The following is a 19,800-nucleotide window of genomic DNA, read 5'->3' as shown; positions in this document are numbered from 1 at the left end:
TCTGAAGGGTAGGACGCCGGGGCGGTCAACTGTCCCGCGATCAACAAAAGTTCAGCCCCTTAGGGGAAGAGAAGTTGGCCGCACGGCGCATGGGTGTCGCCGGAGGTGGGTAAAATCGTCGCCTTTTCTCGCGCCGCGACGATGTCCGTTCTCCGCCTTTCCTTGCTGTCTTCACGCATACCACGCCACGTGCGCCCCACGCCCGGCGGTCACCGGCCGGAGGCGGAACCGGCCCGCCTCCACCGGTGCACGGTCCCGCGGACCGCCTCCGCGCCGGCGAGCACGAGGAGCGTCAGTCCCGCGAGGACCACCGGATTCGCCCAGTCCGGAACGACCTCGGTGCCCCTACCGTCCTCCGTGACGCACCGCACGCTGACCGTGAGCGTCAGCCGGGTCACGATGTACTCGCCCTGGACGCCGTACGAGGCGCACAGCTGGTCGGGGTCCAGGATGTAGGGGTCCCGGCCCGCTCCGTACCCGTACGCGCCGAGTGCGGCTGCGCCCCGAGGAACGCCAGCTGGGCGCACGTCGTCCCGCTCGGACGGTGCCATCCCACGCGCCGCGGCCCGGCCCCGGGCCGCCGGGCGAGCAGCACGACGGCGCCCAGGACGGCGAACGGCGCCACCGGCGGCGCGAGGACGAGGACGGGCGGCAGGAGCGCGGAATCCGCCATACCCGCCACGGACAGCGCGCGGCCGGTCCCGGTTCCATGGCCCGCCCCGCCGAACGGCTACCCGGCGCCCGCCACCGCCGACAACCGGTATGCGCCCCGGGCCGAGCCGGTCACGCCGTTCAGGAACCCCCGGGCCCGGGGAGACGCGTGCTGGGTGAGCCAGGCGGGGTCGATGTCGCAGACGGCGACGCGGACCTCGGTGCCGGCCAGGGCGAGGGGCAGAGTGTGGACGACCGTGGAGGGGAAGCTGAGGATGGTGCGGCCGATCGGGCCGCGGCGGGCGATCAGCTCCAGGGGCAGGTCGGGGCGGACGATCTCCAGGCCGGTCTCCACGGCCAGCCGGTGGAGCTTGTCCGTGCTCTCGCGGCGGTGGGCGAAGTAGCGGGCCGCGCCGTGGGTCCGTGCCAGACCGCGTACGGCGTCCAGGTAGCGGTCGGCGTCCACGACACCGGTCTCCACCAGCGACGTGCCGACCATGTCGGCGCCCTTGGTGACGCTGGGCGGGCCGAAGCGGGCGCGGGTCCAGGCGAAGTCGTTGGCGGTGACGGTCACGCCGTCGGGGATGTCCTCGATCGGCATGGAGGAGAAGACGGTGACCTGGTGGTCGGGGGCCGGGGTCAGGCGGTGGCGGGCGGAGCGGGAGACGGGGGCGAAGAGGAGGTCGCGGGGGCCGGGGCGGCTGCCCTTGCGGTGCCAGCGGACCAGGCGCTCGCCCTGCGCCAGCTGGGTGACGAACTCCATCGTGGCCGTGCCGTCGTCGACGACGACGAGGTCGTGGGCGCGGGTGATGGTCAGGAGCAGTTGTACGTAACGGGAGAACGGGTCGCCCATGACGATCCGTTCGGCCCGGCGCAGCGCGCCGGCCAGGCCGCCCACCGTGCGGAAGGGGGCCGTGGCGCCGCCGCGGGCCTCCTCCCAGCGGATCTCGTGCCCTTCCTGCCGGGCCAGTTCCGCCATGCGGCGCAGCTGGCCCCGGGTCATCGGGTCGACCGGGGACAGGACCACGAGGGTGAGCTCCGCGCCGGGTGCGCGGGTGTGCGCCCACTCCAGCACGTTCAGCAGTTGTACCGGGCTCTCGACGAAGGCGAGAGTGCGGGGGCCGGCGTTCCCGGCGCGGGGGCTCATCGGTGTGGGACCGTCCCGTGGTGGGTGACTCGGTGGGCGGTGGTCAGACGGTGACGGGCTCGCCCGCGGCGTCGGCGATCTCCGCCTCGGCGACGACGCCGGGGACGCGGCGCAGCTTCTTCATCGGGCCCAGCTCGGAGTCGTAGACCTTCTTGACGCCGTCGCCGAGGGAGGCCTCGATGGTGCGGATGTCGCGCACCAGGCGGGTCAGGCCCTGCGGCTCGACCGAGGCGGCCTGGTCGGAGCCCCACATGGCGCGGTCGAGGGTGATGTGGCGCTCGACGAAGACGGCGCCGAGGGCGACGGCGGCGAGGGTGGTCTGCAGGCCGGTCTCGTGGCCGGAGTAGCCGATCGGCACGTTCGGGTACTCCTGCTGGAGGGTGTTGATGACGCGGAGGTTCAGCTCCTCGGCCTGCGCCGGGTAGGTCGACGTGGCGTGGCACATGAGGATGTTGTCGGAGCCGAGGACCTCGACCGCGTGGCGGATCTGCTTCGGGGTGGACATGCCGGTCGAGAGGATGACCGTGCGGCCGGTGGCGCGCAGGGCGCGCAGCAGCTCGTCGTCGGTGAGCGAGGCGGAGGCGACCTTGTGGGCGGGGACGTCGAACTTCTCCAGGAAGGCGACGGCCTCGGTGTCCCACGGGGAGGCGAACCAGTCGATGTTCTTGGTCTTGCAGTATTCGTCGATCTGCCGGTACTCGTCCTCGCCGAACTCCACGCGGTGGCGGTAGTCGATGTACGTCATACGGCCCCACGGGGTGTCGCGCTCGATGTCCCACTGGTCGCGCGGGGTGCAGATCTCCGGGGTGCGCTTCTGGAACTTGACGGCGTCGCAGCCGGCCTCGGCGGCGGCGTCGATCAGCTTGAACGCGTTCTCCAGCTCACCGTTGTGGTTGATGCCGATCTCGCCGGTGACGTAGACGGGGCGGCCGGGACCGGCCTCGCGGGTGCCGAAGGTGCGGATGCGGGAGTTGGTGCTCATGGCGGGGATTTCCTTACCTGGGCTGGGTGATCGTGGGGGATTCGAGGGAGTCGGGTACGTCGGGGAAGTCGGGTACGTCGAGTGCGGGGCCGAGGATCCAGGTCGCGATCTCCCGGATGGCGCCGTCACCGCCGGGGAGGGTGGTGACCGCGCGGGCCGCGCCGCGTACGGCGTCGTGGGCGCTCGCGACCGCCACGGGCCAGCCGACGAGGGCGAAGCACGGGAGGTCGTTGACGTCGTTGCCGACGTAGAGCACGCGTTCGGGCGCGATGCCCTGCTCCTCGCACCACTGTTTGAGGGCGAGGTCCTTGCGGTCGATGCCGTGCAGCACGGGCAGCTTGAGCTTGCGTGCGCGGGCGGCGACGACCGGGTTCTGTTCCGTGGACAGGACGAGCATCGTCAGGCCGCTGCGGCGCAGGGCGGCGATGCCGAGTCCGTCGCCGCGGTGCACGGAGACGAACTCCCGTCCGTCGGAGTCGATCAGCACCCGGTCGTCGGTCTGGGTGCCGTCGAAGTCGAGGACCACCGCGTCGATGTCTTCGGCTGCGGGGAGGTGGGTGGGAGGCTCCACAGCGAGGGCGCCGGGCCGGGCGGCGTCGAAGAGGGGCGCGAGCGCGCGGGCGCGGGCCAGGTCGTGCGGGTCGTCGATCTCCAGGACGCGGGCCGGGTCGGTGCGGACCAGTTCGGTGCGGCCGAAGAAGCGGTGCCGGTGCTCGCGGAAGCCGTCGGCGGCCATGGCGTAGGCGGCGCCGGTCTCCAGCAGGTCCTGGGGGCGGTCCTGGCGGCGGGGGCGGTGGGACTTGTCGTGGTTGACGCCGTGGCCGCCCTCCGCCGGGCGCTCCTCGTCGTCGCCGTCGCGCCAGACGAAGCCGTGGAACGGGACGACGGTCACCGCGGTGTCCGCGCCGTTCTCGGCGACCGCGCCGGCCACCCCGTCGATGTCCTCGCGGACGATGAAGGGGCTGGTGCACTGCACGAGCAGCACCACGTCGACGGCGGCGCCGTGCAGGGCCTCGTGGGCGTCCATGGCGTGCAGGACGGCGGCCTCGGAGGTGGCGGTGTCCCCGGCGATGGCGGCGGGCCGCAGCACGACCTCGGCACCGGCCTCGCGGGCCGCGGCGGCGATGGACCGGTCGTCGGTGGAGACCACGACGTCCGTCACGAGACGGGCGGCCCGGCACTCGCGCACCGCGCGGGCCACCAGGGGCACGCCGCCGACGGGGGCGAGGTTCTTCGCGGGCACGCCCTTGGAGCCGCCGCGCGCGGGGATCACCGCGAGCACACGGCGCACCTCGGCGCCCCGGCCCGCTTCCGGTTGGGACATGGACGGTACTCCTTGGAGACGGTTCGGGGCGTTCACAGCTCCCCCATCCGCCGGATCACCGGGGCCACGCGCTGGACGCCGTGGCGGTAGGCCCCGCGGGCGGCCCGGCGGACGACCTGGCGCACCGGGCCGGGTGCCTTGTCGGCGGCGGGGGCGCCCGGCAGCGGGGTGCCGTCGGGGGCGAGGTGGTGGCGGGCGAGGATGCCGGGGAGGTATCCGGGGGCGGTGACGGTCGTGTAGTACGGGGCGAGCGGGGGCAGGCCGCCGGGTCGGGCGCGCAGGGCGGCGATGCGCTCCCTGGCCCGGTCGAAGGCCCTCTCGTAGGCGCCGCCGTCGGCCGCCACACCCTGCCGGGCGACCCACTCGGCGTCGGGCACCGGGCGGTGCCCCTCGTCGAGCTGGTCCCAGGAGGCGAGGCACCCGGAGCCGACGAAGTGGTGGTTGCCGAGTGCCTCGCGCACCCCGAGGTCGGTCAGTACGGCCGTGGGGATGCGGCGGTGCAGGGACTCCAGGGCCGCCGTGGAGCTGACGGTGACGAGGAGGTCGGTGCGGTCGAGGACCTCGCCCATGTGGCCGTACATCAGGCGGAAGTTGGGCGGGGGGTCGGCCCGCTGCACCAGCTTCTGGTACGGCAGCTCCTCGATGTGGGTGGTGTGCTCGCCGGGCTTGGAGCGCAGCTTGAGCACGACTTCCCGCTCGGGGTGGCGGCGGGCGTGCCGGATCAGCCGGTCGAGGAGGTACGTACGGTCCTTGCGGTTGTCCGGCACGGAGGGCTGGGCGGCGAAGACGACCGTGCAGGGACGTTCGCCGGCCCCCGGCTCCCCGGCGTAGGCGGCTCCGCCCAGGAAGGGCAGGGCGACCTCGGTCACCGCGGAGGCGTCGGCGCCGACCCCCTCGTACACGGCACGGAAACGGTCGGCGTCCTGGCGGGAGTTGGCGAGGACGACGTCGGCTCCGTGGCGCAGCAGCAGGCCGTCGGCGAGCTTCTCGTAGACGACGCCGACGTAGCCGGTGACGACCACGGGCCGCTCGGCGCGGTCCTGCCAGACCCGTCCCAGGCCGTGCAGCATCGCCTGGACGCCGCCGCCGACCAGGGCGAGGACGAGGACGTCGTAGGTGTCCTCGCCGGTCGCGTCGCCCATGGCGCGCAGGAACTCGACGGCGGTCACCTCGCGGAGCGTGTCCGCGGTGACGCCGACTTCCCTCAGCTGGCGGGGGGTGGGGGTGGCTCGGCCCCGCAGCAGGTAGCCGTCGAGGCTGATCTCCGTGTCGTCCGGTGTCATTCGGTTCGCGGTGAGCGCGCCCCATTTCCACCGAGTGTCGGAGTCCGCCAGGACGGCTACTCGCAGGGTCTTCGTTGCACTTGCTGGCACGTCGTAGACGCTAGGAATCCATTTCTAGGAACCGGCCAACCGGATTCCAACGGACGGTTAACAGCACAACACCGAACGGGGTCCCAGCCCTCAGAAGCCACCTGGAGAGAATGCGGTTAACGGCTTCGTAATGCTTCATTCATGCGGTGTCCAGACCTCAGTAACGACGCCGCCCGGAGTCGCCGTCTACAGTCCGGTCCGTGGTCAAGCTCTCCGTAATCGTGCCGTTTTTCAACGTACGGCAATACGCTCCAGACGCCCTGAGATCGCTGCGCGCGAACGTCCGCGACGACGTCGAGTTCGTCCTGGTCGACGACTGCTCGACGGACGGCACCGGAGACCTGCTCGACCGGGCCGAGCGCGAGCTGCCCGGCGCCGTCCTGGTCCGGCGTACCGAGAACGGCGTGTCCGCCGCCCGCAACACCGGGATCGACGCGGCGCGGGGTGAGTACCTGACCTTCATGGACGGGGACGACTTCGCGGCACCCGGCTACTTCGGCCTGCTGCTCGATGCCGTCGAATCCCTGGGCTGCGACTTCGTCCGTACCGACCACGTACGGTTCACCGGCAGCCGGCGGACGGTGCACCGGGTGCCGTTCGGCCCGCGCGACACCGTCGTGTCACCCCGCGACGTGATCCTGCCGGCGGATCGTTCCACCCCGGTCGACTACCCGTACTCCTGGGCCGGCGCATATCGTCGCAGGCTGGTCGACGAAGGTCTGCTGCACTTCCCGGAGGACCTGCGAACCGCCGAGGACCGGCCGTGGATCTGGCGACTGCACCGGAAGGCCGAGTCGTTCGCGGTCCCCGACCTCTGCGGCATCTTCTACCGCAGGGGCGTCACCTCCTCGCTCACCCAGATCGGTGACACCCGGCAGCTGGACTTCATCCCCTCGTTCGACCGGGTGCTCGCGGAGACCGCCGAGGACCCCGACGCCGGCATCTTCCTGCCCAAGGCAGTGCGCACGTACTGCGCGATCATCTCCCACCACCTGGTGACCATCGACAAGTTCGAGCCGCAGGTCGCCCGCAGGCTCCGCTCCCTGAGCGCCGCAGCCCTGCGGCGGATGCCACAGGACCTGCTCAACGACACGCTGGATTCCATGGACCTGGCCCGCGCCACCCAGCTGCGCCGACTGCGGCGCAGGCCCTCGCCCTCTGGGGAGACCGCCGCATGAGCGTCCCGTACACACCCTTCCCGGACGCGCCGGCGCCTGCCGACGCCGCCGCCCGCCGCCGCACCACGCAGATCTTCTGCGCCTCGACGCTGTACGGCGCCGCGACCCTGGCGGCCGCGATCGACGCGGAGTGCTTCGGACCGGCCGACCGGCGGATCCTGCTGGTCACCAACAACGGTGCCACTCCGGAACTGAGTCCGGCCTTCGACTCCTCCCCGGCCTTCGCGCACCTGCGGGACCGCTTCGACACCGTGCTGTCCTGGAACGAGGTCATCGCTCCCTTCCATCCGGGCGGCTGGTCGCCGCGTGCCGACGACCAGCCGCTGTGGGAACGCCATCTGCGGCTGCTGTGGGGGCTGGGCGAGGACCGGATCGAGCTTGCCGTCGAGTCCATACAGGTCGACCCGGCGCTCGCCATCTGCCAGATCTTCGGCGGTACGCCCGTGGACGTGTACGCGGACGGCCTGATGAGCTACGGCCCGACCCGATTCAGGATCGACCCGCTGGTCGGCACCAGGGTTCGGCGTCTGCTCCACCTCGACCTGGTGCCGGGTCTGAAGCCGCTGCTGCTGACCGAGTTCGGTGTCGAGCCGGAGCTCGTGCCCACGGACGCCTTCCTGAAGGTCCTGGACGAGCTCGGTGGCACCGCTGGGGCCGCCGCCGCGACGCCCGGCACCGAGGGAGCCGCGCTGCTGCTGGGCCAGTACCTGTCCGCCCTCGGCATCCTCACTGCCGAGGAGGAGGAAGACCTCCACCTGCAGATGCTGCGGGGTGTGGTGCGTTTGGGCCACCGACGCGTGGTGTTCAAACCCCATCCGTCCGCACCGGTGCTCTGGTCCCAGGCCCTGGAGCGGGAGGCGCGGCACCTGGGCGCCGAGCTGACGGTGCTCGACACCCCCGTGCTCGCCGAGGTCCTCTACCGTCGGATGAGTCCCGAGCTGGTCGTCGGTTGCTTCTCCACCGCGCTCCTCACCGCGTCCGCGCTGTACGGACTGCCGGTCGCGCGTACCGGCACCGGCACCCTGCTGGAGCGCCTGGCCCCGTACGAGAACAGCAACCGGGTGCCCGTGACGATCGTCGACGCGCTGCTGCCCGACCTGGCGGACGGCCCAGCGGTCGCCCAGCGGCGCCGGGGCATGGACGTCGCAGAGCTGACCGATCTCGTGCGGACGGTCGGCTACGCCATGCAGGCGAAGCTGTATCCGGGCCTGCGCCCCACCGCGGAGAAGTTCCTGTCGACCCGCCTCGACTCGCATACCTGGCGCTATTTCAAACGGCGGCGCATCGCCTCACTCGCGCTCCCTGGGGTCGTGCCGAGCCAGTTGGCGTTCATCCCGCGCAACGCGACGGTGCGCCGGGTGGCGCGCCGGGCCCGTCACTTCAAGCGGGTTGTAGGCCGTTGACCGGATTCTTCACGGACAAGTACGGCACGGAAAGCGAACACTCGATGAATTCCCGTCCTGGTCCGTCAAATCCAGACCGCTTCGGTCAGCGGGGAATCTCCTTGGGACTAATGTGCGGGAATCCTGATCGTTCCCGTGAGGGGAAGCCTTGATAGACACCCCCAATGCCGCGCCGGGGAAGCCCGCGGGCACGGCGATACGCACCGTCCTGCCGGACACCGACGCACCTCGCCGGGGCGGGCCCGGCGCGCCCCGCCAGACCCGGCTGCGCGCGCTGGACGGGCTCCGGCTGCTGGCCGCGCTGATGGTGGCGGCGTACCACTACGGCGGGCGCGGGGGCGACGTCACCACGGCCTGGGGGACGTCGCCCGAGTTCCAGTTCCCCACGCTCCACTCCCTGTTCGCCTACGGCTGCCTGGGCGTTCAGGTGTTCTTCGTCATCAGCGGCTTCGTCATCTGCATGAGCGGATGGGGACGGTCGCTGCGGTCGTTCTTCGCCTCACGTGCCTCCCGGCTGCTGCCCGCCTACTGGGTCGCGGTCGTTGTGGTGACCGCCGTGTTCGCCCTGCCGGCCGTGTCCTACGAAGCGGTGTCACCGAGCGACGGCCTGCTGAACCTGACGCTGCTGCAGGAACCGCTCGGCGCCGACCGGGTCCTCGGCGTGGACTGGACGCTGTGGGTGGAGATCCGCTTCTACGCCCTGTTCGCCCTCTGCGTGGTCCTGCCGGGCGCCAACCGGCGGCGGATCGTCCTTTTCTGCGCCTGCTGGACGCTGGCGGCGGCGCTCGGGCAGGCAGCGGACGAGCCACTGCTCGACCTGGTCCTGATGCCTCAGTACGCCCCGTTCTTCATCGGCGGGATCGGCCTGTACCTGGTGCACCGGGACCGGCGGGACGTGTACGCGTGGGGCATCGTCGCCGTGAGCTGGCTGATCGGCCAGCACGCCGCCGTGCAGGACCTGTGGCGGCCCCCCACCCCGGACGCCTTCGCCAACCGGTCGTCGTTCGGCATCATCCTGATCGTCACCGCCGGTTTCGCCCTGGTGGCCGCCATCGCCCTCGGCTGGCTACGCCGGGCCGACTGGCGCTGGCTCACGGTCGCGGGCGCGCTGACCTACCCGTTCTACCTCGTACACGAGCACCTGGGCTGGGTCGTCATCGAAACACTCCACCAGGACCTGGGCGTCCCGTCGTACGCCACCTTCCTGACGACCGTCGCGGCGATGCTCGTACTGGCCTGGCTGCTGAACCGGTACGTGGAGAACACGCTGACTCCGAGACTGCGCACCGCGCTGTCCAAGCCCCGCTGACCCCGCGGCGAGCACGGACCGTTCAACCGCCCGGCCCCGCCCCGCGGCGCACCACACCACGTTCGACTCCACAACGGATCGAGGTCCCTGGACAATGAACAGCCGTGCACTACTGAGAAGTTCGGCTTCCCGGCGCTTGCTGCGCCCGGTGGCCGACCTGATCGACCAGCGCATCGAGCGTCAGGTCCGCTCAGCGATCCGGCGCGCGGCCAGCACCGCGGCGGGCGGAGCGGACACCGAGCGCCTGGTGCGTGAAGTCGACCTGCTGAGGCGCCGCCAGCTCACCTTCGACCTGCTCCTCGGCCCGCACGGGCGCCGCAACTCCCGTGTACTGGCCGAGGCTCCGCTGGAGCGGCTCTACGGCGAGGTCGCCGCCCTCGCTGGTGACCGCGACGCCGCGGAGCGCAACGTGGCCGCCGCCTACCGGCTGCTGGTCGCACTGGAGTCGCTGGGGGTCGGCCGGATCGCGGGCGGCACCATGAACATCTGCGGCAAGCTCGGCACCATCCCGCTACTCGACCCGCCGAACGACGAGATCCTTGAGATCGGCACGCTGTACGGCATGTTCTCCGCCGGACTGCTGCGGATGATGGAGCGCGACGGTCGCAGCCCGAGCCTGACCATCGTCGATCCCTTCGCCGGCCTCCAGCTCCAGCCCGGCACCAGCCAACCCCCGGACCCCACCGGGGCCCCGGTCGACGAGAAGGCCGTACGCACCAACCTCTCCCTGGCCGGCCCGGCGGGTGCTGCGGCACGGATCCGGCAGGGGTACTCCGAGAACCCCGACACCCGGGCGGCCGTGTCGGACCGCGCCTACGGCGTGATCATCGTCGACGGTGACCACTCGGCCGAGGGTGTGGCCCAGGACCTCCAGTGGGCCGAGACGATCGCCGCTCCCGGCGCGGTCGTCGTCCTGGACGACTACGGCGACTCGCAGTGGCCGGGTGTCAAGGAAGCCTTGGACGACCGCCTGAAGGGCGAGACGCGTTTCACCTTCCTGGGCAAAGCGGCACATTCGGCGTATCTGCGTGCGTCTTCGGAATCCCTCATTCCACAGACGGGGAAATGAACAGGAAACGAAACAACGGTTTTGGGATATGCAACGCGGGCGAGCCCGTGGCTCCATATTGAGCGGACCGCACAGGACCGCACACCCCTCTGGAGAAACTGGAGTCACGCATGCGCGTACGACGGGCATTTTCGGCCGCCGCGCTTTCCGCCGTCATGACCGCCACCTTCCTGGCCGTCTCCGGCGGAACCGCGTCCGCCGCGGCATCGGACTGCAAGAGGGGGTGGGTGTGCCTCTGGGAGTACCCCGGCTACGAGGGTGCGGCGTGGTCCGCGGCGAGCGGGTCTGGGTATTACACGGTGGGCTCGAAGGTGCGGAACAAGGTATCCAGCATCTGGAACAACACCGATCACTACGTCGTTCTGTACTCGGAGTGCGAGGAATACGCCGTCCTCGGCCCGGACGCCTACGTGTACGACTTCTCCACGTGGCGCTGCGGCGGGACCACCTACAACACCTGGAACAACAAGATCGACGCCCTCAACATCGAACCCTGACGTCGGGACCGGGGCAGCGGCGCCGACGATGCCCGGGGGCACGCGGCGCCGCACTCGGAAGGTGTGCCTCCGGACACGTTGGGTCATTTGTGTGATGTTCTTTCGATGAGATCGCGCGTGCCGCTTACGCGGTGAGCGCCGAGGAGGCATCCTCGGGCCATGGCCACTGCGCAAGAGACGCACAAGTACCCCGGCGACCTGAACGACGTACCCGGCTGGTTCTGGCCGCTCGACCAGGTTCTGTTCTCCTGGTTCCTGGAGCGTCAGAAGCGGCAGGGCACCGAGGGCGACCTGCTCGAACTGGGCGCCTACATGGGCAAGAGCGCGATCCTGCTCGGGCACCACCTGCGGGAGGGCGAGACGCTCACGGTCTGCGACCTGTTCGGGACCGAGCCGCCGGACGCGGCCAACCGGGCGGAGGCGGCGCAGTCGTACTCCACGCTCACCCGGCAGGCCTTCGAGCGGAACTACCTCTCCTTCCACGACTCCCTGCCCGCGATCGTCCAGGACGTCAGCTCCACGATCACCGACGAGGTCGCGCCCGGCACCTGCCGCTTCGCCCACATCGACGCCTCGCACCTGTACGAGCACGTGCACGGGGACATCGGCGCGGCCCGGGACCTGCTGCTGCCCGACGGCATCGTCGTCCTCGACGACTTCCGCAGCGAGCACACCCCGGGCGTCGCCGTCGCCGCCTGGGAGGCGGTGCTCAACCGTGGACTGCGGCCCGTCTGCCTGAGCAGCCAGAAGCTGTACGGCACCTGGGGCGATCCGGAGCCGCTCCAGGAGGAGTTGATGGCCGCCCTGCGCGACCGCGACGACGTCGCCGTGACCGTGGAGCAGGCCGCAGGGCACCGGCTGGTCCGGGCCCGCGCCAAGGGGAAGCGGATGCAGCCGCCGTCGCTGCCGGCCTCGCGGCACCCGGCACCCGCGCCCACACCGGCGCCGGCGGCCCCGGCGCCGACGGCCCCGACGCCACGAGCGCAGACCCTGCCCGCGCAGACCCGTCCGCCCCGGCCGCGGACCCCGCGCGACCGCGCCCGCCGGCTCGCCCTGGACGTGCTGCCGCCGGTCGTCACCCGTGCGGTGCGCCGGTACCGGGCGGCGCAGCGGGCGAAGGCCGGCGCCACTGCCCGGAACACGGGCGGTACGGGTCAGTCGAGGCCGTAGGACGCCCCGATCCCCGCGATCACCAGGGCCAGCCCTTCCTCGAAGTGCCGGTCGTAGTCGGTGAAGATCTCCGCGCCCGCCTGAGCCGTCAAGGGATGATCGGCCATCAGGCGGGCGCGTTCGTCCAGGTCGTAGCCCTCCCGGCGTTCGCCGGGCAGGGGATGCACGCCCTGTTCCTCGGTGACGAAGCCGAGGGTGAACAGGTACGCCGTCGTGGTCGCCCGCACCGCCTGGGGGAGGGTGAGGCCGGCGGCGGTGAACAGGCGCAGGTCGTCCTCCATCCGCTCGGCGTGCACCGCGCCGGTGAAGCGTGAGCCGCTGAACACCTTGGCACCGTCGCGGTAGCCGAGCAGCGCGGCGCGCAGGCCCCGGTTGGCCTTGAGCAGCCGCTCCCGCCAGCTGTCGGCCGGGTCGAGCGCGGTGCCGGCGACCATCCGCCGGAACATCTCGGTGGCCATCTCGTCGAGCAGGGCCTGCTTGTCCTCGAAGTGCCAGTACAGGGCGGGTGCCTTGACATCCAGCTCCCTGGCGATGGCGCGCAGGGTCAGGCCGTCCAGGCCGACCTCGTTCAGCAGTTTCAACGCCGTGTCCGCGACCCGTCGGCGGTCGAGGGGGGCGCGTCGTTCCGTAGCCACGCTTGACAGCTTAACGACGTTAAGTCCATTCTCGGAACCAAGTAGCACTTAACGTCGTTAAGGAGGGTGCCATGGACACGGTGACGGACACGGACGTCCTGGTCGTCGGCGCGGGCCCCACCGGTCTCGCCCTCGGCGTCGACCTGGCCCGGCGCGGGGTGGACGCGCTGGTCGTGGAGCGCGGGGCGGGGCTGTTCCCCGGCTCGCGCGGCAAGGGCATGCAGCCCCGCACGATGGAGGTCTTCGACGACCTCGGCGTCCTGGACGCCGTCCACTCGGCGGGCGGGACCTATCCGGTCGGCATGATCTGGCGGGACGGGCAGCGGGTCGGCGAGCACCAGATGTTCGACCCGGCCGGGGCGAGCGAGGACTCCCCGTACGACGAGCCGTGGATGGTGCCGCAGTGGCGCACGCAGGAGATACTGCGGGACCGGCTGGAGGAGCTGGGCGGCGCGGTCGCCTTCGGCCGTGAGGTCACCGGCGTCGAGCAGGACACGGCCGGCGTCACCGCGCACCTCGCCTCCGGCACCGCGGTCCGCGCCCGCTACCTGGTCGCCGCCGACGGCGGCCGGTCGGCGGTGCGCCGGGCCCTGGACATCGGCATGACCGGCGAGACCGTGGACCCGAGCCCGATGCTGGTGGCCGACGTCCGGATCAGCGGGCTGGACCGCGACCACTGGCACGTCTTCCCGCCAGCCGACGGCGGCCCGCACTTCCTCGCCGTCTGCCCGCTGGCCGGCACCGAGGACTTCCAGGTGGTCGCGCGGTTCGCCGAGGGCGCGGCGGTGGACCTCGGCGCGGACGGCATCCGGAAGGTGATCGCGGAGCGCTCGCACCTCGCCCCCGAGGACGTGACCGAGGTGCGCTGGGCCTCCGACTTCCGGCCGCGCGCCGCCCTCGCCGACCGTTTCCGGGCGGGCCGGGTCTTCCTCGCCGGGGACGCCGCGCACGTGCACTCACCGGCGGGCGGACAGGGCCTGAACACCAGCGTCCAGGACGCCTACAACCTGGGCTGGAAGCTGGGCGCGGTACTGACGGGCGGGGCTCGGGCCGGGCTCCTGGACAGCTACGAGGAGGAACGGCACCCGGTCGCGGCGCAGATGCTCGACCTGTCGACCGGCGTCCACCGCGGCGAGGTGCGGCGCGGTGGGGCGACGCGGCAGCTGGGGCTGGGGTACCGGGAATCGTCCCTCACGGTGGAGACCCGGGCGGCGGTCGCGGAGGGCGCGGTGCGGGCCGGGGACCGGGCACCGGACGGCACGGTGGACGGCGTGCGGCTCTTCGACGCCTTCCGGGGGCCGCACTGGACGCTGCTGGCACTGGGCGCGGACGCCCCGGACGTTCCCGAGCGGGTGCGGGTGGTGCGTGGGGCCGCGCACGGGGCGTACGGGGCGGGGGTGTTCCTGGTGCGGCCGGACGGGTATGTGGGGTGGGCCGGGGACTCGCCGGACGGTCTCGACGGCTACCTCGGCCGGTTCGGGCTCGGCGACTGAGGCCCGAACCGGATCCCGCCCGGCTCAGTCGTCGCCGTCGAGGAGGGTGTCGACGGAGAGGGTGAGGGTGACGCCTACGGATTCGGGGATGGGGATGTCCTGACCTCGCTTGAAGCGCTGGGGGTCGGGATATTTGCCGTCGGCCGGGTCGGTGTAGAGGAGGACCTCGTCGTGATGGCGGTCGGCAATTACGTAGACGGGAATGCCCGCCCTGGCATACGTCCCGACTTTGATGGCCGTGTCGTTGGACCAATTGGTAGAGGTCACCTCGAGGACCAATCGGAAGACGTCCGGCGCGTAGCAGTTCTTCTCCACAACCGCGTCCCTGTAGACGTCGTCGACCACGGAGAAGTCGGGCACCGCGTAGTCGTCGGGCCCTGTCGGCAGCCACAACCCGATGCCACCGAGGTATCTGAGCCCCGCCTGCCTGGCGCCGACTCGTGCGAACTCCTCGACGAGCCACGTCAGCGACTCCTGGTGTGGACCATCCGGCGGCGGTGTCACAACGATGCTCCCGTTGAGGATCTCTACCCGGTGGCCGGGCAGCTCCTCCCAGAGGTGGTCAGCAGCATCGGCAAGCGACGACTCGTGCATCATGACAGCCACGGCACCCTCCTTACGGGAACACCCTCCACGAGCCTAACCAGGAAGGTACGCTTTTCGCCCCCGATCACCCATTCGAGGTGACAACCCAGCTCAGCCGCCGTTAGAAGGCATCCGAAGGCACGTACGTCCCCCAGACCTCCCGCAACGCGTTGCACACCTCGCCCACCGTCGCCCGGGCCCGCAGCGCGTCCTTCATCGGGTAGAGGACGTTGTCCTCGCCCTCGGCCGCCTTCTTCAGGGCCGCCAGTGCCGTGTCCACCGTCTGCTGGTCGCGCTCCGCGCGGAGCTTGGCCAGGCGTTCGGCCTGCTGGGCCTCGATGGCCGGGTCGACGCGCAGGGGCTCGTACGGCTCCTCCTCGTCGAGCTGGAAGCGGTTGACGCCGACCACGACGCGCTCGCCGGAGTCGGTCTCCTGTGCGATGCGGTAGGCGGAGCGCTCGATCTCGTTCTTCTGGAAGCCGTGCTCGATGGCGTTGACCGCGCCGCCCAGGTCCTCGACCTTGCCCATCAGCTCCAGCGCCGCCGCCTCGACGTCGTCGGTCATCTTCTCGACGACGTAGGAACCGGCGAAGGGGTCGACGGTCGCCGTCACGTCCGTCTCGTAGGCGAGGACCTGCTGGGTGCGCAGGGCGAGCCGGGCCGACTTGTCGGTGGGCAGCGCGATGGCCTCGTCGAAGGAGTTGGTGTGCAGGGACTGGGTGCCGCCGAGGACCGCGCCGAGGCCCTGCACCGCGACGCGGACCAGGTTCACCTCGGGCTGCTGGGCGGTCAGCTGCACGCCCGCGGTCTGGGTGTGGAAGCGCAGCATCAGGGACTTCGGGTTCTTCGCGCCGAACTCCTCCTTCATCACGCGCGCCCAGATCCGGCGGGCCGCCCGGAACTTGGCGACCTCCTCCAGGATCGTCGTACGGGCCACGAAGAAGAAGGACAGGCGGGGCGCGAAGTCGTCCACGTCCATGCCGGCCGCGACCGCCGTGCGCACGTACTCGATGCCGTCCGCGAGTGTGAACGCGATCTCCTGCGCGGGAGAGGCACCCGCCTCGGCCATGTGGTAGCCGGAGATCGAGATGGTGTTCCACTTCGGGATCTCGGCCTTGCAGTACTTGAAGATGTCCGCGATCAGACGCAGCGACGGCTTGGGCGGGAAGATGTACGTGCCCCGCGCGATGTACTCCTTCAGCACGTCGTTCTGGATCGTGCCGGTGAGCTGGTCGGCGCTGACGCCCTGCTCCTCGGCGACGAGCTGGTAGAGGAGGAGCAGCAGGGCGGCCGGGGCGTTGATCGTCATCGACGTCGAGACCCTGTCCAGCGGGATCCCGCCGAACAGCACCCGCATGTCGTCGATGGAGTCGATCGCCACGCCGACCTTGCCGACCTCGCCGCTCGCGATGGGCGCGTCGGAGTCGTGGCCCATCTGGGTGGGCAGGTCGAAGGCGACCGAAAGACCCATCGTGCCGTTGGCGATCAGCTGCTTGTAGCGGGCGTTGGACTCCGTCGCGGTGCCGAAACCGGCGTACTGCCGCATCGTCCAGGGCCGGCCGGTGTACATCGACGGGTACACGCCCCGCGTGAACGGGTACTTCCCCGGCTCGCCCAGCTTCTCCGCCGCGTCCCAGCCCGAAAGGGCGTCGGGCCCGTAGACCGGTTCGATGGGCAGTCCGGACTCCGACTCGCGCGCCATGGTGTGTTGCCTCCCGCTGAGCACATGCTCGAACTGTTCGTCAGTTACCAGCCAGTACAGAACGACCCTGTCGACGGACTGTATCGGCGCACGCACCACGCGTGGAGGTGCGCGCGCTGGGACCTTGCTCACAACTTCGATGCGGTACCGGTCACAACGATGCCGCGCCGTTCGGGGCGCGTCATCCGCGGGGAACATCTCAGAGGACGTCCGTGCGGGGCGGTGAGACGGCGGGGGGTCGTGATGCGTATGGCGGGGACGGGGCGCGTGGGCGGTACCGGGAGGGCGTGCGCGGCCGCGCTGGGGGTCGTGCTGGCGGTCGGCGGCTGCACCGTGCAGGGCACGGGCCCGGACGGCAAGGGGCGCGCGCCGGTGCGCATAGACGTCACCAGCGCGCCGCCGGAGGGACCGGAGAGTCAGAGAACACCGCAGGGCGCGGACGGGGCGGACGGGGCGGACGGGCCGAAGCGCACACCGGCCGGTGACCGGCCGTCGAGCGCGCCGCCCGCCCGGACCGTGGCCCCGGTGCTGTGGCGGCCCGGCGACAGCGGCCGGGACGTGCGCGCGCTCCAGGCCCGGCTGCGCCAGGTCGAGTGGCTGGTCGACGGCCCGACCGGGACGTACGACGACCTGACCGAGCGGGCGGTGAGCGGCTTCCAGGGCAAGCGCGGGCTGCCGAGGACCGGCAGGACGGACACCGTCACCTGGCAGCGGCTGCTGGACATGACGCGCGAGCCGGGCAAGTGGGATCTGTATCTGATGGGCGGGCAGCCGGCCGATCCGCCCGACCCGCGCTGCCTGAGGGGCCGGGTGCTGTGTGTGAGCAAGACGAGCCGGACGCTGCGCTGGATGGTCGACGGGCGGACCGTGTCGACGATGCCGGTGCGGTTCGGCTCGCAGTACACGCCGACCCGCGAGGGCGTGTTCCACGTCTACTGGAAGTCGCGCCACCACGTCTCGACGCTCTACGACTCGCCCATGCCGTACGCGATGTTCTTCAGCGGCGGCCAGGCCGTGCACTACTCGTACGACTTCGCCGTCCGCGGCTACGCGGGCGCCTCGCACGGCTGCGTCAACGTGCGGGACGAGGCCGCCGTCGCGGAGCTGTACGCGCGGGTGCGCGACGGCGACAAGGTCGTCGTGTACCGGTGAGGCCCCTGGGAGCGGAATGGGCGCGGGCGGGACCGGGGGAACGTGTCCCGCCCGCGCCGAGGTGCACGAGCCGTAGGTACGGGGGGAACCCCGGCTCGGTGCGAAAGCCGATGACCAGTCGGCTCACTTGTTACTGCGCCGTGGCGCCCGAAAGTGTCACACCCTCGCTAGAAAAATCTGTCCGCCTAGGAAACTCGCAGGTCAGACAGGGTGTCGCGGAGGGTGGGCCAGTGGTGCGGCAGATACGTGGGGCCCTGCCGGGGGAGGCGCGGGAGGGCCGGGAGGGCCGGGAGGGCCTGCGGACGGTGGTGCCCGGCGGGCGGGGCTATGTGGCCGCCGTCGTCGTCATCGTCCTTGCCGCCCTTGTCGCCGCCGCCTTTTCCACCGCCCTTGCCGCCGTTGGCCCCCTGGCCGTTCCCGCCGCCGTCGCCTTCGTTGGCGCCCTTGCCTCCCTTGTCCCCCCGGCCCTCGTCGGCGCCCTTGCCTCCCTTGTCCCCCCGGCCTTCGCTGGCGCCCTTGCCGCCCGCGTCCTTGCGCGGCTCCCGGTCCCGCGCCGCCTCGCCGGCCTCGCCGTTGCCCCCGGCGTCCCGTCCGGTGTCGCGGTCCCGGGCGTCGGCGCCGGACCCGGAGAGGAGGCCCCGGCAGTACTTGCCGATCGCCGGGGAACCCCCGGCGGCCTCTTCCAGGGCGCGCCTGCGGGCGTCGTCGAGTTCCCGGCCGGCCTCCGCGTCGCGGCAGGCCGCGGCGAGATCCTGCCGTCCTCCCCCGAAGCCGCCGGCCCCCCGGACCCCGGAGTCGGTGTCGCGGTCCTCGTCCTCGCCGTCCGCCCGCTCGTCGCGGCCGGGTTCGCCGGTCGTGGGACCGCCCGGCACCGCACCGCCCCGTGCCCCGTCCGGGGCCGAGGGCGAGGCGAGGGGGTGGTCGGGGGACGCGGCTGCGGAGACGGTGGCGGCGGGGTCCGGTCCGGCGTCGCCGAACGGCTGCGGCAGGACTCCGGTTCCGGCCGCCACCGCGACCGAGCCGACCATGCCGGCGGTCAGTGCGGCGGCCAGCCCGAGGCGCAGCGGACGGAACCGCCCGGGGCGCCGGGCGCCCTCGCCGCGCGGGCCGATGCGGATCAGCCCGGCGTCGGCGGGCGGAGCCGAGGCGCCGCGTCCGAGCCCGGCCGACGCCTCGGCCGCCTCGTCGGCCCGCTCGGCGCGCACCTTGCGGAAGGCGGCCAGCGCGGCGGCCTCGCCGGGGAGTTCCTCGCTGGTCGGCACGGGTGGGACGGTGAGCGCGCCCAGGGCCTCGGCGAGCCGTTCGGCCCGGTCGCGGACCGCGGGGTCGACAGCCTCCAGTGACTCTCCGCGCAGCAAGATCTCCGCGGTTTCGCGGTCCAGCCACCTGTCCTGCTCGTCGGCCATCACATGTCCTTCTGCGTCCGCGCACGCGTATGCGTCACACTCGCGGACGTCACCGCACGACGGTGCGGTTCTCGCTGGGGCGGCAGTGCGTCGAGCCCGCCGCCCGATTCCGGATCGCCGCCGAGGAGTTCGGCCAGCCGCTTCAGGCCGCGGTGCGCCGCCGTACGGACGGCACCGGGCCGCTTGCCCAGCGTCTCGGCGGCGCTCTTCGCGTCGAGGCCCACCACCACGCGCAGGACCACCGCCTCGGCCTGGTCCTGGGGCAGCCGGGCGATGAGGGAGAGGGTGCTGTCGGTGGCCAGGGCTTCCAGGGCCTCGCCCGCGGTGTCGGACTCGGCGGGCTTGCCGGTCAGCTCGGTCTCGTCACCGCCGATCGCGGGCCGGCGACCGCGCATGCGGATGTGGTCCAGTGCCCGGTTGCGGGCGATACGGGCGGCCCAGCCCCGGAAGCGGTCGGCGTCGCCGTCGAACCGCTCCAGGTCACGGGCGATCTGCAGCCAGGCCTCGGACGCCACGTCCTCCGCGTCCGGATCGCCCACCAGCGTCCGCACGTATCCCAGCAGTCGCGGATGCACGGCGCGGTACACGGTCCGGAACGCGGTCTCGTCCCCGTCCTGCGCCGCCCGCACCGAGGCGGTCAGCTCCGCGTCGTCCCCCAGCACCGAGAAGGCCTTTCTGCGCCTGAGACGGCGCCGCTCTCGCGGACGTGGTCCTCGCCGTCGTG

General features: G+C 71.8%; 18 protein-coding genes. 8 read left to right on the top strand and 10 right to left on the bottom strand.

The features are described 5' to 3' along the window. Nucleotides 1–209: 209 nt before the first annotated feature. The 5 genes from M6G08_RS12700 to M6G08_RS12680 all read right to left on the bottom strand — a co-directional run bounded on the left by M6G08_RS12700 (nucleotide 210) and on the right by M6G08_RS12680 (nucleotide 5,477). On the bottom strand, nucleotides 210–551 hold the full coding sequence (locus M6G08_RS12700) for a hypothetical protein (RefSeq protein WP_272587258.1): 342 nt from the start codon (nucleotides 549–551) through the stop codon (nucleotides 210–212). 179 nt (nucleotides 552–730) lie between these two features. Continuing rightward, nucleotides 731–1,798 (bottom strand): hypothetical protein, encoded by a 1,068-nt coding sequence (locus M6G08_RS12695; protein ID WP_272587257.1) that lies wholly within the window; start codon nucleotides 1,796–1,798, stop codon nucleotides 731–733. 43 nt (nucleotides 1,799–1,841) lie between these two features. Next, nucleotides 1,842–2,780: an N-acetylneuraminate synthase family protein gene (locus tag M6G08_RS12690; protein WP_272587256.1), complete on the bottom strand. Its 939-nt coding sequence runs from the start codon at nucleotides 2,778–2,780 to the stop codon at nucleotides 1,842–1,844. Nucleotides 2,781–2,793: 13 nt separating this feature from the next. After that, on the bottom strand, nucleotides 2,794–4,104 hold the full coding sequence (locus M6G08_RS12685) for an N-acylneuraminate cytidylyltransferase (protein WP_272587255.1): 1,311 nt from the start codon (nucleotides 4,102–4,104) through the stop codon (nucleotides 2,794–2,796). 32 nt (nucleotides 4,105–4,136) lie between these two features. Further along, the gene (locus M6G08_RS12680; RefSeq protein ID WP_272587254.1) at nucleotides 4,137–5,477 is read right to left on the bottom strand and encodes a DUF6716 putative glycosyltransferase; all 1,341 of its coding nucleotides are present in this window, start codon (nucleotides 5,475–5,477) and stop codon (nucleotides 4,137–4,139) included. 200 nt (nucleotides 5,478–5,677) lie between these two features. On the opposite strand from M6G08_RS12680, the gene M6G08_RS12675 reads away from it, so the two are divergent. The 6 genes from M6G08_RS12675 (at nucleotide 5,678) to M6G08_RS12650 (ending at nucleotide 12,103) form a co-directional block, all read left to right on the top strand. Continuing rightward, nucleotides 5,678–6,655 carry a glycosyltransferase family 2 protein gene (locus M6G08_RS12675; protein WP_272587253.1) on the top strand — a complete coding sequence of 326 codons (978 nt, stop codon included), beginning with the start codon at nucleotides 5,678–5,680 and terminating at the stop codon, nucleotides 6,653–6,655. Continuing rightward, entirely contained in the window at nucleotides 6,652–8,058 is a 1,407-nt protein-coding gene (locus tag M6G08_RS12670) for a polysialyltransferase family glycosyltransferase (RefSeq protein WP_272587252.1), read from the top strand. Before M6G08_RS12675 ends, M6G08_RS12670 begins: the two co-directional genes overlap by 4 nt. 148 nt (nucleotides 8,059–8,206) lie before the next feature. Further along, complete coding sequence (locus tag M6G08_RS12665) at nucleotides 8,207–9,367, top strand: acyltransferase family protein (protein WP_443048787.1); 1,161 nt, start codon at nucleotides 8,207–8,209, stop codon at nucleotides 9,365–9,367. Nucleotides 9,368–9,461: 94 nt separating this feature from the next. After that, nucleotides 9,462–10,436 (top strand): class I SAM-dependent methyltransferase, encoded by a 975-nt coding sequence (locus M6G08_RS12660; protein ID WP_336298989.1) that lies wholly within the window; start codon nucleotides 9,462–9,464, stop codon nucleotides 10,434–10,436. Nucleotides 10,437–10,591: 155 nt separating this feature from the next. Next, nucleotides 10,592–10,933 (top strand): peptidase inhibitor family I36 protein, encoded by a 342-nt coding sequence (locus M6G08_RS12655; protein ID WP_272587250.1) that lies wholly within the window; start codon nucleotides 10,592–10,594, stop codon nucleotides 10,931–10,933. 159 nt (nucleotides 10,934–11,092) lie between these two features. Next, entirely contained in the window at nucleotides 11,093–12,103 is a 1,011-nt protein-coding gene (locus M6G08_RS12650; RefSeq protein WP_272587249.1) for a class I SAM-dependent methyltransferase, read from the top strand. On the opposite strand, the gene M6G08_RS12645 is transcribed toward M6G08_RS12650, so the two are convergent. Next, nucleotides 12,088–12,738 (bottom strand): TetR/AcrR family transcriptional regulator, encoded by a 651-nt coding sequence (locus M6G08_RS12645; protein ID WP_272587248.1) that lies wholly within the window; start codon nucleotides 12,736–12,738, stop codon nucleotides 12,088–12,090. The genes M6G08_RS12650 and M6G08_RS12645 overlap by 16 nt on opposite strands. A gap of 71 nt (nucleotides 12,739–12,809) precedes the next feature. On the opposite strand from M6G08_RS12645, the gene M6G08_RS12640 reads away from it, so the two are divergent. After that, nucleotides 12,810–14,231, top strand: coding sequence for an FAD-dependent oxidoreductase (locus tag M6G08_RS12640; RefSeq protein ID WP_272587247.1), 1,422 nt, complete (start codon nucleotides 12,810–12,812; stop codon nucleotides 14,229–14,231). 24 nt (nucleotides 14,232–14,255) lie between these two features. Here the strand turns inward: M6G08_RS12640 and M6G08_RS12635 are convergent, their stop codons facing one another. Continuing rightward, nucleotides 14,256–14,828, bottom strand: coding sequence for a Uma2 family endonuclease (locus tag M6G08_RS12635; RefSeq protein ID WP_336299031.1), 573 nt, complete (start codon nucleotides 14,826–14,828; stop codon nucleotides 14,256–14,258). Nucleotides 14,829–14,937: 109 nt separating this feature from the next. Next, on the bottom strand, nucleotides 14,938–16,518 hold the full coding sequence (locus M6G08_RS12630) for an acyl-CoA mutase large subunit family protein (protein ID WP_272587245.1): 1,581 nt from the start codon (nucleotides 16,516–16,518) through the stop codon (nucleotides 14,938–14,940). A 243-nt stretch (nucleotides 16,519–16,761) separates the two neighbouring features. On the opposite strand from M6G08_RS12630, the gene M6G08_RS12625 reads away from it, so the two are divergent. Beyond that, on the top strand, nucleotides 16,762–17,670 hold the full coding sequence (locus tag M6G08_RS12625; RefSeq protein ID WP_272587244.1) for a L,D-transpeptidase family protein: 909 nt from the start codon (nucleotides 16,762–16,764) through the stop codon (nucleotides 17,668–17,670). A 185-nt stretch (nucleotides 17,671–17,855) separates the two neighbouring features. Here M6G08_RS12625 and M6G08_RS12620 read toward each other — a convergent pair whose 3' ends face one another. Continuing rightward, a complete protein-coding gene (locus M6G08_RS12620) occupies nucleotides 17,856–19,076 on the bottom strand; it encodes a hypothetical protein (RefSeq protein WP_272587243.1) in 1,221 nt (406 codons plus the stop codon). After that, nucleotides 19,076–19,738 (bottom strand): RNA polymerase sigma factor, encoded by a 663-nt coding sequence (locus tag M6G08_RS12615; protein ID WP_272587242.1) that lies wholly within the window; start codon nucleotides 19,736–19,738, stop codon nucleotides 19,076–19,078. The genes M6G08_RS12620 and M6G08_RS12615 overlap by 1 nt, the downstream gene beginning before the upstream one ends. Nucleotides 19,739–19,800 lie beyond the last annotated feature (62 nt).

This window comes from Streptomyces sp. M92 (assembly GCF_028473745.1).
Taxonomy (GTDB): Bacteria; Actinomycetota; Actinomycetes; order Streptomycetales; family Streptomycetaceae; genus Streptomyces.
This window is presented reverse-complemented; position numbering and strand designations above follow the sequence as displayed.